General features: G+C 59.5%; 9 protein-coding genes. 1 reads left to right on the plus strand and 8 read right to left on the minus strand.

Going from position 1 to position 18,444, the window contains the following annotated elements; all coding sequences use genetic code 11:
* Nucleotides 1-9: 9 nt before the first annotated feature.
* The 7 genes from AB3U87_RS02025 to AB3U87_RS02055 all read right to left on the minus strand — a co-directional run bounded on the left by AB3U87_RS02025 (nt 10) and on the right by AB3U87_RS02055 (nt 15,817).
* Nucleotides 10-3,099: a multidrug efflux RND transporter permease subunit gene (locus AB3U87_RS02025; RefSeq protein WP_394148229.1), complete on the minus strand. Its 3,090-nt coding sequence runs from the start codon at nt 3,097-3,099 to the stop codon at nt 10-12.
* Entirely contained in the window at nt 3,096-6,266 is a 3,171-nt protein-coding gene (locus tag AB3U87_RS02030; protein WP_369895949.1) for an efflux RND transporter permease subunit, read from the minus strand. Before AB3U87_RS02030 ends, AB3U87_RS02025 begins: the two co-directional genes overlap by 4 nt.
* Entirely contained in the window at nt 6,263-7,456 is a 1,194-nt protein-coding gene (locus tag AB3U87_RS02035; protein WP_253458708.1) for an MdtA/MuxA family multidrug efflux RND transporter periplasmic adaptor subunit, read from the minus strand. The genes AB3U87_RS02030 and AB3U87_RS02035 overlap by 4 nt, the downstream gene beginning before the upstream one ends.
* A gap of 274 nt (nt 7,457-7,730) precedes the next feature.
* The gene (locus tag AB3U87_RS02040; protein ID WP_394148231.1) at nt 7,731-10,643 is read right to left on the minus strand and encodes a S8 family serine peptidase; all 2,913 of its coding nucleotides are present in this window, start codon (nt 10,641-10,643) and stop codon (nt 7,731-7,733) included.
* A 250-nt stretch (nt 10,644-10,893) separates the two neighbouring features.
* On the minus strand, nt 10,894-12,612 hold the full coding sequence (locus tag AB3U87_RS02045; RefSeq protein ID WP_301730080.1) for a penicillin-binding transpeptidase domain-containing protein: 1,719 nt from the start codon (nt 12,610-12,612) through the stop codon (nt 10,894-10,896).
* A gap of 351 nt (nt 12,613-12,963) precedes the next feature.
* Nucleotides 12,964-13,311, minus strand: a complete 348-nt coding sequence (locus tag AB3U87_RS02050; protein WP_301252526.1) for a hypothetical protein — start codon at nt 13,309-13,311, stop codon at nt 12,964-12,966.
* 235 nt (nt 13,312-13,546) lie between these two features.
* Nucleotides 13,547-15,817, minus strand: a complete 2,271-nt coding sequence (locus AB3U87_RS02055) for a molybdopterin guanine dinucleotide-containing S/N-oxide reductase (RefSeq protein WP_369895953.1) — start codon at nt 15,815-15,817, stop codon at nt 13,547-13,549.
* A 361-nt stretch (nt 15,818-16,178) separates the two neighbouring features.
* On the opposite strand from AB3U87_RS02055, the gene galR reads away from it, so the two are divergent.
* A complete protein-coding gene (gene galR, locus AB3U87_RS02060) occupies nt 16,179-17,180 on the plus strand; it encodes an HTH-type transcriptional regulator GalR (RefSeq protein WP_125287364.1) in 1,002 nt (333 codons plus the stop codon).
* A 3-nt stretch (nt 17,181-17,183) separates the two neighbouring features.
* On the opposite strand, the gene lysA is transcribed toward galR, so the two are convergent.
* A complete protein-coding gene (gene lysA / locus AB3U87_RS02065) occupies nt 17,184-18,437 on the minus strand; it encodes a diaminopimelate decarboxylase (protein WP_394148234.1) in 1,254 nt (417 codons plus the stop codon).
* Nucleotides 18,438-18,444 lie beyond the last annotated feature (7 nt).

The raw sequence follows: 18,444 nt of genomic DNA on the forward strand, positions 1-18,444 counted from the left end.
TGTCATTATTTAAGCTCTGAGGCGCGCCCACTGACGTTTAGCGGCGCGGCTGGCACGATCGAGATAGAGGTAAACCACCGGCGTGGTAAACAGTGTTAACAGCTGGCTCAGCGCCAGGCCGCCAGCGATGGCCAGGCCCAACGGACTGCGCAGATCGGCGTCGCCGCCGCTGCCCAACGCCAGCGGCAGCGCGCCGAAAAAGGCGGCCAGCGTGGTCATCATAATGGGCCGGAAGCGCATCAGGCAGGCCTGCACAATCGCCTGCTGCGGCGTCATGCCCTGCTTGCGTTCCGCCGCCAGCGCGAAGTCGATCATCATAATGGCGTTCTTTTTTACGATGCCGATCAGCAGCAGAATGCCTATCAAGGCGATCACCGTCAGCTGCGTGCCGGTCAGCAGCAGCAGCAACAGCGCGCCAACGCCTGCGGACGGCAGCGTGGAAAGGATGGTCAGCGGATGAATATAGCTTTCATAGAGCATCCCCAGCACGATATAGACGGCCGCCAGCGCGGCAAGGATCAGCCACGGCATGGACGCGGTGAGATCGCCAAAGGCTTTCGCCGTGCCCTGGAAACCGGCCTGAATATCGCCCGGCAGCGCAATCTTCGCCATCGCGGCTTTAATCAGTGCCGAAGCCTGCTCCAGCGAAACGCCGTCCGCCAGGTTAAAGGCAATCGTGCTGGTGGCCGACTGGCCCTGGTGCGCCACCGACAGCGGCGCGTTGGCGCCGCTGAAGCGGGCGAAAGCCGAAAGCGGCACCTGGTCGCCGGCATCGTTAATCACATACAGCTTGTTAAGCGTTTCCGGATCGCGCGTCCACGCATTCTGCAACGACATCACCACATGATACTGATTAAGCGTCTTGTACAGCGTGGCGACCTGGCGCTGCGCAAACGAATTATTCAGCAGCGTATCGACCATCTCAACGTTGACCCCCAGCCGTTTGGCGCGGTCGCGATCGATCGTGACCATTACCTCCTGGCCGCCGGTTTGTGAGTCGGAATCGACGCTGGTCAGCTGTGGGATCGCCTCCAGCGCGGCTTTGACCTTCGGCGTCCAGATACGCAGCGTCTCCAGATCGTCAGCCTGAAGACTGTACTGATAGCTGGCGTTGGCGCTGCGGCCGCCGATATGAATATCCTGCGCCGCCATCAGAAACAGCTCCACGCCCGGCACGTTGCGCGTTTTACCGCTCAGCCGGTTAGCGACTTCCGTCGCCGTCGCGTCACGCTGGTCGAAGTCTTTCAGATGCACGAAAAAGTTGGCGGTGTTGCGCGAACCGAACGCGCCGCTACCCATTGACGACATCACGCCGTCCACCGCCGGATCCTGCTGGATTAGCTTAGCGAACGCCTCCATTTTCGGCTTCATCGCCTGGAAAGAGACGTTTTGATCGGCACGCAGCATCCCCATCAGCAGGCCGGTATCCTGATTGGGGAAAAAGCCTTTCTGCACCACCGAATAGAGAAACAGATTGAGGATCACCGTCAGCATCAAGCTAAACAGCGTCAGCCGCTGATGGCGCATCACCCAGTTCAGCCCGCGGGCGTAGGCGGCCAGCAGACGATTAAGGCCGTTTTCGATCCACTGATAAAGCGGATGCGGCCGCGCGGTGACGCCGGGTTTACGCTTCAGCAGCCGCGAACAGAGCATCGGCGTGAGGCTGAGCGACACCAGCATAGAGATAATCAGCGAAACGGTCAGCGTCACCGCAAACTCGCGAAACAGGCGGCCAACGATGCTGCCCATCAGCAGGATCGGGATAAACACCGCCACCAGCGACAGCGTCATCGACAGCACGGTAAAGCTCACCTCGTTCGCGCCTTTCAGCGCGGCGCGCACCGGGCTTAATCCTTCTTCGATATAGCGCGTGATGTTTTCCAGCACCACGATGGCGTCGTCGACCACAAAGCCGGTGGCGATGATCAGCGCCATCAGCGACAGGTTATCCAGGCTGTAGCCGAGCAAATACATCACCGCGCAGGTACCCACCAGCGAAACGGGCAGCGCCAGCGCGGGAATGGCCACCGCCTGCAAATTGCGTAAGAAAATAAAGACCACGCCAATCACCAGCGCGATAGCGATCAGCAACGTTTCTTCGGTGTCATAAAGGGACGCGCGCACGTTGGGAGAGCGGTCAACCACGATTTTCAGCGAGACGTCGGCCGGCAGGTTTTCCTCCAGCGCCGGCAGCTGCGCTTTGATGGCATCAATGGTTTGCAGCATATTGGCGCCCGCCTGGCGCGTGACGCCGATCATCACCGACGGCGAACCGTTGAAGTAGCCGACGTTGTACTGGTCCTCTACCGAATCGTAAACGGTGGCGACGTCGCTGAGGCGGATAGCGCGGCCGTGCTGATAGCTGACCACCAAATCGCGGTACTGCTTTGCGCCGTCCAGCTGGCTGTTGCCGTCAATCACCCAGCTCTGGTTAGCGCCCTGCAACATCCCTTTCGGCAGATTGCTGGTGCTGTTGGCGATGGCGGCGCGCACCGTATCCAGCGAGATCCCGGCATGGGTCAGCATTTGCGGCTGTAGATCTATTCTGACCGCCGGCAGCGCGCTGCCCATCAGCGAGACGTCGCCGACGCCCTGCACCTGCGCGATTTTCTGGTCGATTTTGCTCTCGGCGATATCGTACAGCTCGCCTTTGGAACGCGTAGTGGACGTCAGCGCCAGCATCACGATTGGCGCGTCGGACGGGTTGGCTTTGCGATAGGTCGGCAGCGACGGCATGCTGCTCGGCAACAGGCTGCGCGAGGCGTTGATCGCCGCCTGCACATCCCGCGCCGCGCCGTTGATGTCGCGGGTCAGCTCAAACTGCAAAATGATATTGCTGGAGCCCTGCGAGCTGCTGGAGGTCATCTCGGTAATGCCCGAGATTTGCCCCAGCGCGCGCTCCAGCGGCGTGGCGACCGTGGCCGCCATCGTCTCCGGGCTCGCGCCCGGCAGGCTGGCGGAAACCATAATGGTCGGGAAATCGACCTGCGGCAGCGGCGCGACGGGCAGCAAACGATAGCCCAGCGCGCCCAGCAGCAGCAGCGCCAGCGTTAACAGCAGCGTGGTAACGGGCCGGAAGATAAAAAAGCGCGTAATCATTTAGCCGCCCGCATTCTGCGGCGTGCCCGCCCGGCCAGGCGATCGAACCACAGGTAGATCACGGGTGTGGAGAACAGCGTCAGCACCTGGCTGAAGATCAGGCCGCCGACAATCACCAGCCCCAGCGGCTGGCGCAGTTCAGCGCCCGAGCCGGAGGCCAGCATCAGCGGCAGCGCGCCAAGCAGCGCCGCCATGGTGGTCATCAGGATCGGGCGGAAGCGCAGCAGACAGGCCTGATGGATCGCTTCCCGCGGGCTGAGGTGCTGCTTTTTCTCCGCATCCAGCGCAAAGTCGATCATCATAATCGCGTTCTTTTTCACAATGCCGATCAGCAATATCACCCCAATCAGCGCAATCAGGCTGAATTCCGTGCCCGCCAGCAGCAGCGTCAGCAGCGCGCCGACCGCCGCCGACGGCAGCGTGGAGAGAATGGTCACCGGATGAATAAAGCTTTCATAAAGGATGCCCAGCACCACGTACATGGTCAGCAGCGCGGCCAGGATCAGCCACAGCGTGTTGCCGGTAGCGTTCTGGAAAGCTTCGGTTTCGCCCTGATAGCGCAGCGTCATGCTGGACGGCACCTTCAGGCTTTGCTGCGTCTCCGCTATCGCCTTTTGCGCCTCTTCCAGCGAGTAGCCGTCGTTGAGATTGAACGAGACGGTCACCGCCGGGAACTGGTTCAGCCGCATATGCACCAGCGAGCCGATGCGCTGATGAATGGTGGCGACTGAGGTCAGCCGCACCATGCCGCCGCTGCTGGTTGAAGAAGCGCTGTCAGACGAGCTGCTGTCGGTATCGCTTGAGGTGCCGCTGCTCGTGGAGGTGGTCGAGGACGAAGCGGCAGCCGCCAGCCAGATGTCGTTAAACGAGGCCGGAGACTGCTGATACTGCGGCGCGACCTCCAGCACCACCCGGTACTGATTCGACTGGGTAAAAATGGTGGAGACCAGCCGCTGGCCGAAAGCGTTATACAGCGCGGTATCCACGTCGGCGGCGGTAATGCCGTAACGCGCCGCCGCATCGCGGTTCAGTTCGACCCAGGCGACCTGCCCCTGATCCTGCAAATCGCTGACCACCGAGCTGAACTCCGGCCGTTTTTCCAGCGCGGCCACCAGCTTCGGCGTCCAGGCGACCAGGTTTTCGCTGTCGGCGTCGTCCAGCGAGAACTGATAGCGATCCGGCGTGACCCGATCGTTGACCGTCAGATCCTGCGCGGCCTGCATATAAAGCTGAATGCCCGGCACGCTGCGGGTCGCCTGTTGCAGTTCGGCAATCACCTGGTCGGCCCGCTCGTCGCGCTGGTCAAACGATTTCAGGTTGATTTGCAGCCGCCCGCTGTTCAGGCTGGTATTGTTGCCGTCGATGCCGATAGTGGAAGAAAGACTCGCCACCGCCGGGTTCTTCAGCACGATAGCCGCCAGCTGCTGCTGCCGCTTCGCCATTTCACCAAAAGAAACGTCCTGAGAAGCCACGGTCACGCCCTGGATTAACCCGGTATCCTGCGCCGGGAAAAAGCCTTTGGGAATAACCAGATAGAGCAGCGCGGTCAGCGCCAGCGTCGCCAGCGCTACCAGCAACGTCAGGCGCTGATGGTTAAGCACTATCGTCAGCAGGCGATCGTAACCGGCCACCAGCTTATCGAAGAACTGACCGCCCTTGCGGTAAAAGCGGCTCTGCTTCTCTTCCGGGATATGGCGCAGCAGACAGGCGCAAAGCATCGGCGTAAGCGTCAGCGAAACCAGCATCGAAACCAGAATCGACACCGCCAGCGTAATGGCGAACTCGCGAAACAGCCGTCCGACCACGTCGCCCATAAACAGCAGCGGGATCAGCACCGCAATCAGCGAAAAGGTCAGCGAGATAATGGTGAAGCCAATCTGCGCCGAGCCTTTCAGCGCCGCCTCCATCGGCGTTTCGCCCTGCTCCAGCCGCCTTGAGATATTTTCCACCACTACGATAGCGTCATCAATAACGAAACCGGTGGCGATAGTCAGCGCCATCAGCGACAGGTTATTCAGGCTGAAGCCCGCCAGATACATCACGCCAAAGGTGCCGACCAGCGACAGCGGCACCGCCACGCTCGGGATCAGCGTCGCCGCCACGTTGCGCAGAAACAGAAAGGTCACCATCACCACCAGCGCAATCGACAGCATCAGCTCAAACTGCACGTCGCTGATGGAGGCGCGAATGGTCTGGGTACGGTCGGAGAGGATCTGCACTTTTACCCCGTCCGGCAGCGCGGCCTGAAGCGTCGGCAGCTGCTTTTTAATGTTGTCCACCACCGCAATCACGTTGGCGCCGGGCTGGCGCTGGACGCTAATCACAATCGCCGGGCTGTTGTTGGCCCAGGCCGACTGATAGCTGTTTTCCGCCGCCTCTTCGATATGGGCGATATCCTTCAGCCGCAGCGCCGCGCCGTTCTGATATGTAAGGATCAGGTTGCCGTATTCCTCTGCGGTGCGCAGCTGGTCGTTGGCGTCGATGGTTATCGAATGGTATTTGCCGTCGAAACCGCCTTTCGAGCCGTTGACGTTGCTGTTGCTAATCAGCGTATTGACGTCTTCCAGCGTCAGCCCGTGCGCCGCCAGCGCTTTGGGATCCATCTGCACGCGGATAGCGGGCTGATGGCCGCCCGCCAGCGTCACCATGCCGACGCCGGAGATTTGCGACAGCTTCAGCGCGACGCGGGTGTTGACCAGGTCCTGGACTTTAATCAGCGGCAGCGTATCCGAGCTGGCCGCCAGCGTGATCACCGCCGTATCCGCCGGGTTCACCTTTTTATAGGTTGGCGGATTAGGCAAGTCGGAGGGCAGCAGGCTGTTGGCGGCGTTGATGGCCGCCTGCACTTCCTGCTCCGCCACGTCCAGCGACAGATCCAGCGAGAACTTCAGCGTGATCACCGACGAGCCGCCCGAGCTGCTGGAGGCCATCTGGCTCAGGCCCGCCATCTGCCCGAGCTGCCTTTCCAGCGGCGCGGTAACGCCCGATGCCATCACGTCCGGACTCGCGCCCGGATAGAGCGTGGTGACCTGAATGGTCGGATAATCCACCTGCGGCAGCGCGGAGGTAGAAAGAAACTTATAGGCGAAAACGCCGGAGATCAGCACGCCGATCATCAGCAGGATAGTGGCGACCGGACGCGCGATAAAAATGCGGGACGGATTCATTGCGCTTTCGCTTTGTCGCTGGCGGCCGGAGTTTCATCAGCCGTAACCACAGTGACTTTGCTGCCGTTGCTTAGCCGATCGATGCCTACGGTAACGACCTGCTCGCCCGCCTTCACGCCTTCGGTAATCGCCTGCTGCGTGTCGCCCAGCGTCGGCCCGGTTTTCACCGCGCGGCGCGTAACCGTTTTATCGCTGCCGATCACGTAGACGAAGCTGCCGTCGCTGCTGAGCTGCAACGCCTGCGCCGGGATCACGGTCGCCTGCTTCAGGGTGCCGGTTTGCAGCCGCAGATCCACAAACTGGTTGGGATAGAGCGCCTCGTCCTGATTGTCGAACAGCGCTTTCAGCTCGACCGTGCCGGTAGCGGTGTCGATCTGGTTGCTGATAAACCGCACGCTGCCGGAAGCCAGCGCCTTATCGCCATCCTGATCGAACGCGGTTGCCGGCAGCGTCTGCCCGTTGTGCAGCGCCTTAATCAGCGTGGGAATGTTGCTTTGCGGAACGCTGAAAGTTACGGCGGCGGGCTGCATCTGGGTAATGGTCACCAGGCCGGTGGTGTCGCTGCTCTGCACCATATTGCCTTCGTCAACCAGGCGCAGGCCAACGCGCCCGGAAACCGGCGCGGTGATGCGTGTAAATTCAATATTCAGCTTTGCCGAGGCGATTTGCGCCTGGTCGGCTTTGACCGCCCCGCGATACTGCCCCACCGTGGCGGCCTGCGTATCCAAATCCTGGCGGGCTAAAGAGTCCTGCGCATAGAGCTTGCGGTAGCGCGCCAGCGTCAGCTCCGCGCTTTGCAGCAGCGCCTGGTTCTGGCTGAGATCGCCCTGGTACTGCGCCAGCGTGGCCTCATAGCTGCGTGGATCGATCTGCGCCAGCAGCTGGCCGGCTTCGACCTGCTGCCCTTCCGTAAAGTAAACCTTCATCAGCTGCCCGTCCACGCGGCTGGTAACGGTAACGGTAGCATTAGGGATCACCGTGCCGAGCGCGGTCAGGTAAACCGGTACGTCGGCGGTGGTAACCAGCCCGGCGTGAACCGCTACCGGGCCGGCCATCATCATGCCGGGGCCGCCCGGCCTGCCCGCGCCGCTGCCGTGCGGCCAGAAACGCCAGACCAGCAAAATGGCCAGAATAATAAGAGCGGCAAGGATAAGTTTGCGACGGAAGGGTTTTGCTGTTGTAGAGGTCATGAGGCTCAGTCGGATCAAATAAAACAAAGAAGCGGCAGCATCTCGTCACCGCCAGAAAAAAGCAGGTCATCTGACCCGGCGGTATTATGATTGAGCAGGCTGATTAAATTCCATGCTCAGAACGTAAGGTTTCTGTTAAGGGTGGTTTACAAGTCCCAGCCGTCGAATTCAGACCGCCGCGTTATTGCCATCTGCCGTCAGGGTGTGGGCATTTTAAGCACGGGCGAAAAAAAAGCTGGCAGCAAGGCCAGCTTTTATCAGTGTCGCGCCGCGATTAAAAGGCGATATCCACGCCACCACGGAAGACCGACTCGTCGCCTTTCTCCGCCACGTGCTTGTCCACTCGCAGGAACAGGCGCGCATCTTTCGCTTTGCCTACGTCCAGCCGCATCCCGTACCACTGAGAATCCCTGTCCAGCGTCATGCCCGGAATGGCGAAGCTGTCGCCTTCAGAACCGGTGCCTGTCCAGCGGGCATTCACATCCAGCGACGGATTGGTAAAGGCGTGCTGGTGCTCGCCGTAGACGGAAAGCAGCGACCACCATTGATCGACCTCAAGCAGAGGCGCGCTCAGGTTAAGGCCGGTGAGGCCAACGGTGCGGCTGTAACGGGCACTGTCGCCTTGCAGTCCCAGCGCGCCGGCCTCATCGTTAAAGCCGCCGGTATAGAGCTGGCTCAGCTTCATGCCGACATAAGGTTGCAGCGTCAGCCTGTCGTCCAGCGACCAGCGGTAGCCGGTTTTGACCAGCGCCTGCCAGCTGTCGTTGCGCGTTTCTGATGAAGATGAACGCACGCCGTTCAGCAGCAGCACGCGATCGAGATCGGTCTCGCCATGCTGATAGCTCAGGTTGCCCTGCCAGAACCATTCCGGCGTTACGGCATACTGTCCATAAAGCATAACGCCCTGCAAACTGTTGGTGCTGTTGCCGCCGCTGCCTTCGTAGCTGGCCCGGATTTCGCTATCGGTGACGGCCGCGCCTACCCGCAGTCCCGGCACGTCGAAACTGCTGTCCACGCCAATCGCCGTAGTGTTGGTGCGGTAGTGGCTGCCCAGATAACCATCCTGCTGCAAATCGCCGTGCAGCGTGCCCGTTTCCGCCCACATGCCGTAAGGCTTTTGCCGCGCCGGATCGAGGCGGTTATTCAGCAGCTGGTTCTGGTAATCCAGGCTGTTGAAGAGAATAGCATTGCCGCTGGCGTGTGCCTGGCCGGAAAGCGAATCCAGCACCGCTTCAGCCGCCGCGCCGCTGCCGATACGCTGGAAAGCCGCCGCATCCTGCAACAGTTCGGTTTGCTGCGCGGAAAGGCCCGACTGCGTCGACAGCCTGTCGGCCGCCTGCAACGCCCGCTCGACGTTGGCGGCGCTTTGCAGCGTTGCTTTGCCGGTCAGTCCCGCCGCCTGGGCCGCCTGAACGGTATTCACTCGCTGAAAATGTCCGGTAACGCTGTTGGCGCTGTAGGCCACCGTGCCTTTCAGGAAGACGCCGGTATCCACGCTGGCGAACTGCCCGCTGATGCCCTGTCCGCTTTCCAGCAGCGATTCGTTGGTCTGCACAATATAGGTATCGGAAGGCAAGGTAACCTGAAGCGCGCCATTGAGCGTCGCCGGGCCTGCAACCGTCAGCGGCTGAGAGAGCGTTATCCGCAGCGTGCCGTCGGCGCTTTGCTGATAGCTGCCGACCACGCGCAGCCCGCCAGCGGCGGTGGTTACCACCGTGCCCTGGTTGCTCAGATTACCGTTGATCCGGCCCGAGCCTGCCAGCAGCCCGCTGCCCGTTACGCGCACGTCGCTGGCGACGCTGCCGTCGATAAACAGACTGTTGCTTTCCACCCGTGTTGCGCCGGTGTAGGTGTTATTGCCGCTCAGCGTCAGGCTGCCGCCCGCGTTGCTGGCGCCGCTGACAATCAGGCCGCCGCTGCCGCTGATATCGTTGGCAAACACGTAGCTGCCGTAGGTCAGCGCGGCGGTAAAGTCATCGCCATAAAACATCCCCGGGCCTCGTAACGCCTTATCGACATTCACATTTCCCCAGCCGAAGGTGTTGTTATAGGGCCGCCCGTTGGCGGTGTCCTGGCTGACGCCCGCCACGGCATCGCTGTGGTAATCCGCCGTCGTCAGCAAAGTTTGCTGAAGGTTGTAGCCGGTCATCCACGGAAACTGCGCCGACACACGGGATGCCGCGCCGGTCACGCGAGGTGCGGCGAAAGAAGTGCCGTATTTGCGACCCAGCGTGCCGTTGTCCTGCAGGTAATCCGCATAGCCGGGCGCGGCCAGACACCAGGCGGCGACATCGCCACAGGCGTCAAACACAAACAGCTCCGGCGGACGGCTGCCCTGCGCCACGGTATAGCCAGGCACATAGCCGGTCACGGCGATCAGCCCTTTTTGCAGGCTGGGGTCATTGTAGATTAAAGGGATCTGCGCGTTCGGCGAAGGCGTAGACGTCCCGTTGTTGCCGGTCACCACTACGCCCAACGCGTTAGCGCTGACGATGCTGCTCAGGCTGTCACGCAGCAGATCGTAACGCCCGCTGGTTCTGGCGCTTTGCTGCTGTGCCGTAGTAGCCAGTCGCTCGCCGGAAGCATAAGACATGTTAATTATTTTTACGCCGTTATTGAGCAGCCCGCTGATAGCCTTTTGCGTATCCTGGTAATAAAAAAGGTTATTACTGGAAGCCTGCGCTATCCATAAATCGCTGTCCGGCGCCACGCCGCCGGCAAACGCCCCGCTGGCCAGGCCGGCCGCCGTCAGCGCCACCAACGTGCCGTGCCCTGCCTGACCGTTATTATCGTTCAGGGTCTGGCTGCCGCCGGAAAGATAAGAGGCGAAATGGACATTGTCGTAGTTGATGTCAGAACGACCGGCCGCCAGGCCCGAATCGACAATACCGACTTTAACCTTGCCGTAGGTAACGACTGGCGAAACCGGCATCGGCTCTGGGGTTGGCGCCGAATCGGTAGTCGGCGTCGTCTCGGCTACGGGTTCGGTTGTCGGCGTTGGCGTCGGCGTCGGCGTTGGCGCGGGATTGTTTACAGGCGCCGGCGCCATGTTCAGCGTTTCGCCACCACCACCGCCGCCGCCACCACCACCACCACATCCGACAAGTAATAACGTACTGATTAAAACGGCCAGCACCGATAGCTGAGAAGGTGCCGGAAAGTCAGGAGTCGATCTGATAATGTGCACGAATGTCCTCTTGGATCGTATGAAAGTAGAGCCATCCATGCTTTGATATAAACAGTTTAGATCTTATCTGGAGATATAACAGATATTGATATTTTAATAGATCACACAATTTCCAATTGTCAGAATAGCTGATGTTTAACAGAGGTATTTGTGCGTTAAAGCCGGAGCGGATGACGGGAGGCTAAGATAAAAAAAGCCCACGCGCTGGCGTGGGCTTCTTGTTGACGGCGGCCTCAGATATTGGACAGTATCAGGTGCCGCTGTGCGTGGAGTAGAGCGCGTCCGGTGCCACGTTCATATGCTTGAGCACGGGGCCGATAATATTGCCGAAGACCGGCGCGGCGACCGAGCCGCCAAAGTGATCCCCTGCCGTCGGGTGGTTGATCATAATCACCAGCGCGACCTGAGGATTACTGGCTGGCGCTACGCCCGCGGTATAGTTGATATAGCCGCCGTCATATTTACCGCTCGAGCCCATTTTTTCGGCCGTTCCCGTTTTAATTGCCAGTCGATAGCCCGGTACCGCCGCGCGCACGCCGCTGCCGCCGGGCAGCGCGTCGCTTTCCATCATATGGACCACCGAGCGCACGATATCTTCGTCTGCTACCCGCGTGCCGATCACGGGCGGCGTCACTTTGGTAATCGAAAGCGGACGATAAACGCCGAAAGATCCCAGCGTGGCGTATTCACGCGCTATTTGCAGCGGCGTGACGCGCAGACCATAGCCAAAGGAGAAAGTGGCCCGTTCGATATCGGCCCAGCGTTCACGGTGCAGCGGGAAGTAGCCTACGCTTTCGCCGGTCAGCCCCAGGCCGGTGGGTTTCCCCAGGCCAAAAGAGTGGAAGGTGTTGACCAGCACTTCAGCGGGCATCGCCAGCGCGATATGCGATACGCCGATATCGCTCGATTTTTGCAGGATGCCGGTCATGGTCAGTCGCGGCCAGTGGCCCACGTCGCGGATCAGGTGGCCGTTAACGCGATAAGGCGTGGTATCCAGCACGGAATCCGGGCGCACCAGCTTGCGCGCCAGCCCTTCCATCACCACCAGCGGTTTTACCGTTGAGCCGGGTTCATAGCTGTCGTTAATGGCCGCATTACGCATCTGGTCAGGCGAAACGTTGCTGAAATTATTGGGATTATAGGAAGGATAAGACGCCATCCCCAGAATTTCGCCGGTATCGACTTTAACCAGCACCGCCGCGCCGGAATCGGCTTTGTTCAGCAGTACGCCATCGCGCAGCTTAGTGTACAGGGTGTACTGATCGAATTTATCGATGCTGAGCTGCACCGTCGGCGGCTGGCGAGGCGGCTCATAGTTAATCATGGCGATAATATTGCCGTGGGCATCCTGACGATATTTCTCTACGCCTGCCGTGCCCTGCAACACCTTATCAAAACCTTTTTCCAGCCCGTTCAGGCCGCTATTGTCCGCGCCGACAATGCCGAGCAGCGGCGCAGTCGCCTCGCTCATCGGATAGAAGCGGCTGTCGTCATAGACGGTGGAAATGCCGGAAAGATGCAGTTTGGCGATATCTTTAGCGATACCCAGCTCGATTTTATGGCCCAGGTAAAGAAAGCGACGGTTGGGATTGGCTTTGATCTGCCGGGCGATCTCTTCAGGTCGCTGATCCAAAGCGTTAGCCAGATATTCCCATTTCGCGCTGGTAAAATCGGGATTGGCTTCCAGCACGCGCTGCGGATCGGCAATAATATCGCGCGAGGGCACGCTCAGCGCCAGCGCTTCGCCGTTACGATCCAACAGCGTGCCGCGATTAGTCGGAATAGTGACCGTGCGCAGCGAGCGCTCGTCCGCCTGTTTTTCCAGCATAGGATGATTAATCAGCTGCAAATCCCCTACCCAGAGCAACAGCAGCAGCATGGAAACGAACACGCCAAGACAAATCAGGCGAAAGCGAACGGGATGAAACGGCTCCTGGTCTTTAGCCAGTGATTTCTTTAAGCGGGGCATGGCTCTTCTGTCGTCGAATAGCGGATAACTGACCGGGAGTTATACAAAAAATGCAGGGGTGATAACAGGAAAACTGTGTTTCAGATCGTGATTATTGCCGTGCGGTTTAGCAAAAGCGTCAGATAAAAAAAACCTGCGCATCTGCGCAGGTCGGTGAAACAAAGTTATTTTGATGTTCACCCATCAATACCTCTGGGACATAAACTGTAGCAACCGGGCCAGCCTGCTCGCCAGCCCACATTCGCAACAGTTACCCGCAAAATGTAACCAGCCATGTGATTTCTATGTGTTTTTGCAACGTTAGTGGGTTGCTGAAAGCTACATCCCGCCTTAGCGGGATGACTGCCGGACTCAGGAAGGAAAGAGAATTTTCAGGATAGCTGGCAGAGTGGGTATGATCTGGGCAAAAATCACGGCGCTGACGCACCAAAAAATAATTGCGTTTTTTGCATCGCTAATTGCCACGTTCAACTTGCGAACCTCTTCTAAAGGGGTGCTGTTATCCCCTTTCAGTTCGTCTCTGAAAACGCCGGGATCCTGCTTTGTCATATAGTTCGACTTGATGACGGCAATATCAATCCGAATGCCCGCTACGTCTTCTTCCAGCTTCCTTACAAGATTTCGCATATTTCCCCCTCTGCCGCCGCTTTTTTCCCAATAGCCGGGAAACGGCACCGCATCCCTTTCAGTTCCATACATAATTTATCCCTCCCTGATAGCTATATCATGGCTATTTTTTAGCCAGACGGCGGGCAACCGGATGATAATCCCTTGAAAGCTTTCAAAACTGCCATCCACTCCAGGACAGCAGAAACGATCTTTACGGTTTTTATCTGTATTGCCCGGTCTGTCAGCAGGCTAATTTTTAATCTTTTTCACTCCATTATCAACAATTATTGGCACTATCAGAGTGGTGCCCGTTTTGTTGCTGGCATCAGACTTCCGTCGCCTTGCAGATTTCTACCAGGCAGCTCATGGCGTTTGGCCCCTGCGTCAGCGAAGAGGTGCCGATATCCAGCGTCAGCACGTTGGGATTGCCCGCCTGGTCATACGGCAGCCAGGCTTTGCCAAAGCCCGGATCGAACCAGGCGCCGGTGGCGATCAGCACCACGCTGCGGCTGACGCCGTCCGTAAGCCTGACGCCAGCCAGCATCCGCCCGCGATCGTTGCTGACCTCAATGGTGTCGCCATCGGCAATCCCGCGCGTTTCGGCATCTTCCGGATGCATCCACAGCGTTTCCCTTCCGGCCGTTTTGTTAGCCTGCACCGTCGGCGTCGCATCCATCTGGCTGTGCAGTCGATCGCCAGGCTGCATGGAGATCATATGCAGCGGGAAGCGCTGGCGGATTTCCGCTCCCAGCCACTCCTGCGGCGGCTGCCATTCCGGATGCGGCGCAAAATCCACCAGGCCAAAGCCCGCAATGGTTTCGCTGAACAGCTCAATTTTGCCGCTGGCGGTCTGGATCGGGTTTTGCTGCGGATCCCGGCGAAAATCCTCCATAAAAATAAACGGCTTGTCGCCTTCTGGCACCTCCACGTAGCCCCGTTCCCAGAAAGTCTGGAAATCCGGCCAGTCGACGCCCCGACGCTGGTGCGCCACCCCGCACTGCTGGTAAAGGTGCTCAATCCACTGCGCTTCGTTCCGGTTTTCGGTAAAAGCGTCGCGATAGCCCAGGCGCTCCGCCAGATCGGCAAAAATATCAAAGTCGTTACGCGCCTGATGCTGCGGTTCGATCGCCTGATGCATAGCCAGCACAAAGCGGTCGCGGGACGAGCCGCCGATATCGTTGCGCTCCAGCGAGGTGGTCACCGGCAGCACGATATCCGCCATCTGCGCCGCAGGCGTCCAGACGATATCCTGCACGATAACCGTTTCCGGCTTCTGCCAGCCCTCGACCAGCCGGTTAAGCTGCTGATGATGATGAAACGGATTGCCGCCCGCCCAGTGGATCAGCTGAATATCGGGATAAGTATGGGTTTGGCCCTGGAAAGCGTATGGCTCGCCCGGATGCAGCAGCATATCGCTGATGCGCGCTACCGGGATCGCCTGGTCGGCAATGGGATTGACGCCGGTTGACATCATCGGTGCCGGCCCGTCAATGCGCGGGTTGCCCACGCTGTTCATGGAACCATGTCCAAAAGAGAACCCGGCGCCCGGCAGGCCCGGCTGGCCCAGCATCGACGAGAGCGCGATCATCATCCAGTAAGGCTGTTCGCCGCGATGGGCACGCTGCACGGAATAAGAACTGGTCATAAAACTGCGTTTGCCGATCAGCTGTCTGGCCAACAGTTCAATGCGCGCGGCCGGAATACCGGTGATCTCGCTGGCCCAGCGCGGGGTTTTTGCCACCCCGTCGCTGTCGCCCAGCAGATAGCCACGCAGCTGCGGATAGCCAACGCAGTGCGAAGCCAGAAAAGTGCGATCCGCCGCGCCCAGCCGCTCCACTTCGTACCCCAGCGCCAGCATCAGCGCCACGTCGGTATTAGGTCGGATCGGGATCCATTCGGCGTTAACAAATTCCGGGCAGTCATCCCGCATCGGGCTGATGTTGATCACCGGCGTGCCTTTGGCCGTCAGTTCAAGCAGCGCCGGTTTCAGGCTGTGCTGCCCTGCGCCGCCGGAGGCAACCTGGCCATTTTTCAGCGCCAGTCCGCCAAAGGCGACAAAAATTTCGCAATGTTCTACCACGCTCGGCCAGTCGGTAACGCGACCGGTCAACGGCATATAGGTGCCGATGATATAGGGCAGGAAAAACTGCGCGGCACCCCAGCTGTAGTTGCCCAGCTGATCGACGCCGCCGCCGCCGGTAAAGTAGAAGCGACGGATCAGCGTGCGGGCATGGTTAACGCGCCCCGCCGAAGACCAGCCGTAAGAACCGTTAAAAATACCGGCGGCGCCGTAGCGATCGCGCACCCGACGGTTTTCTTCCGCCACTAAGTCCAGCGCTGTTTCCCAGTCCACCGCCACAAAATCTTCCCGTCCCCGCAGCGTACGGTCGCTTTTCTCGCGCGATTTAAGCCAGGAGCGGCGCACCATCGGCTGACGAATGCGCCGGTCGGAATAGACCAGCTCGGGAATAGTGTTAAGCATTGGCGACGGATCGCGATCGGCGAAAAAGGGTTCGCAGCGCTGCAGTTTGCCGTTTTCGACAACGGCGGTAAAGGCGCCCCAGTGGGCAAGATGCGGCACTTTTTTTAGAGTCATGGCAGGCAGTCCGGCTGGTGTTCGTGTCAGTCTACAGGCTACCATTTTTCCGGTGCGTTTCAGCAAACTTCTGTGCGGCCGATATGCGGTGGTAAAAGCCCGCTGACCCGGTGCCTGATGCGCTAAAAGCACATTACTGAAGCTGCTCTTTGCATATTTGCAGTGCCTGGACCTGCCGTGCTTTTACATCGAAAGCGGCAAAGCGTTAAGGGAAAGACGGCCCGGTAAAAGGATCCGCCGATAATACCTCGCCTTTTTCATCGGCTTTGCGACATTCACAGCATTCTGCCTGCTTGAAGTAGCTGGCAATTTCCGCAACACTGGAGCCATGTAAACGTTTACCCTGGAAGGCTTTGTCACTATGGCTACCATTAAGGATGTCGCCAGGCTGGCGGGTGTGTCCGTTGCTACGGTCTCTCGCGTAATTAATAATTCGCCTAAAGCCAGCGACGCTTCTCGCCAGGCCGTTAACAGCGCAATGGAAGAGTTGCAGTATCATCCCAACGCTAACGCGCGCGCGCTGGCGCAGCAGTCAACGGAAACCATGGGGCTGGTCGTCGGCGACGTTTCCGATCCCTTTTTCGGCGCGCTGGTCAAGGCGGTCGAGCAGGTCGCCTACGGTACCGGCAACTTTTTGCTGATTGGCAACGGTTATCACAATGAGCAAAAAGAGCGCCAGGCGATTGAACAGCTGATCCGGCACCGCTGCGGCGCGCTGGTGGTGCATACAAAAAAAATCCCGGACGCCGACCTGATCCCTCTGATGAAGCAGATCCCCGGCATGGTATTGATTAACCGTGCGCTGCCGGGTTTTGAAAAGCGCTGCATTGCGCTGGACGATCGCTACGGCTCGTGGCTGGCAACGCGCCATCTAATCCAACAGGGCCATCAGAACATCGCTTTTATCTGCTCAAACCACCCTATTTCCGATGCGGACGAGCGGCTACAGGGCTATTACGACGCGCTGAAGGAGCACAATCTGCCGGGCAGCGATCGCCTGGTCGCGTTTGGCGAACCGGATGAGATCGGCGGCGAACAGGCGATGACGGAGCTGCTGGGGCGCGGCAAAGCCTTTAGCGCCGTAGCCTGCTATAACGATTCAATGGCGGCGGGCGCGCTGGCGGTACTTAGCGATAACGGCGTGCGGGTGCCGGAAGAGATGTCGCTGATTGGTTTTGATGATGTGCTGGTATCGCGCTATGTCCGCCCGAGGCTGACCACGGTGCGCTACCCTATCGTCACCATGGCGCAGCAGGCAGCGGAGCTGGCGTTAGCGCTGGCTAATAACCAGCCGCTGCCGGAGGTGACCAATCTGTTCAGTCCGACGCTGGTGCGCCGCCATTCGGTCGGCTCGCCGGACTGATGCTTACGCCTCCAGCGCCAGCAGTTCCTGAACGGTCTGCGCGCGGCGGATCTGGCGCGGCTGGCCGTTTTCAAACAGCACTTCCGGCAGCAGCGGGCGGCTGTTGTAGTTAGAGGACATCGACGCGCCGTAAGCGCCGGTATCATGAAATATCAGATAGTCGCCCGGCCTGACGTGCGGCAGCGCGCGGGTTTCGACTTTGCCGCCTTCCTGCTGGGTGAAAACGTCGCCGGATTCGCACAGCGGCCCCGCCACCACGGTGTCAATCGTCCGGCTCTCTTGCAGATCGCGTCTGTCTCCGGCAATGGCGGAGATATGATGATAGCTGCCATACATCGCCGGACGCATCAGATCGTTAAAACCGGCGTCCACCAGCACGAAGTGGCGGCTGCCCATCTGTTTAACGGCGCGCACTTCAGACACCAGCACGCCAGATTCCGCCACCAGAAAGCGTCCCGGTTCAATTTCCAGCTTCACCGCATGGCCTAAATGCTGCGCCACTCGCTGGCGCGCCGCATCCCACAGCCCAAAGTAGTGAGCGGTATCGATCGCTTCTTCGCCAAAACGGTAGGGAATGGAAAGCCCGCCGCCGGCTGAGATCGCCTCCACATCCTGTCCGAAGTCGATAACCAGCCTGACCATTGCGTCGCAAACCTGCTCCAGATGACCATAATCCACGCCCGATCCAATATGCATATGGATGCCGACCAGCTGCAGCCGATGCTGCCGGATAGCGGCCAGCGCCAGCTGAAGATCGCCGTGCCAGATCCCGTGCTTGCTGTTTTCACCGCCGGTATTGGTTTTCTGACTGTGGCCGTGACCAAACCCCGGATTAACGCGCAGCCAAACCTTATGGCCCGGCGACACTTCGCCCAGCTGATGCAGCATATCAACCGAACCGGCATTCACCGGGATCGCAAGCTCTGCCAGGCGGGCAAGCGTAGGCGCATCCAGCAGATCGGCCGTAAAGACGATCTCTTCCCCGCCGGGCTGAAAGCCTGCCGCCAGCGCACGCTCCACTTCTCCCAGCGAAACCGAATCAACGCGAACGCCCGCTGCGCGCATCAGCTTAAGGATATGAACGTTAGAGCAGGCTTTTTGCGCAAAACGCACCACGTCAAACTGTTGCAGCTGCGCGATACGGTCGGCAATGACATCGGCATCATAAGCCCAGACGGGGCCGCCATACTGGCGCGCCAGCTGGAGCAAATTGTCACGGTTCAGAGCGGTTTCAGTGGTGTTCAGCGGGCGTGGCATCGGGCTT

Origin of the sequence: Erwinia plantamica (assembly GCF_043420595.1) — a bacterium.
GTDB lineage: Bacteria > Pseudomonadota > Gammaproteobacteria > Enterobacterales > Enterobacteriaceae > Erwinia > Erwinia aeris.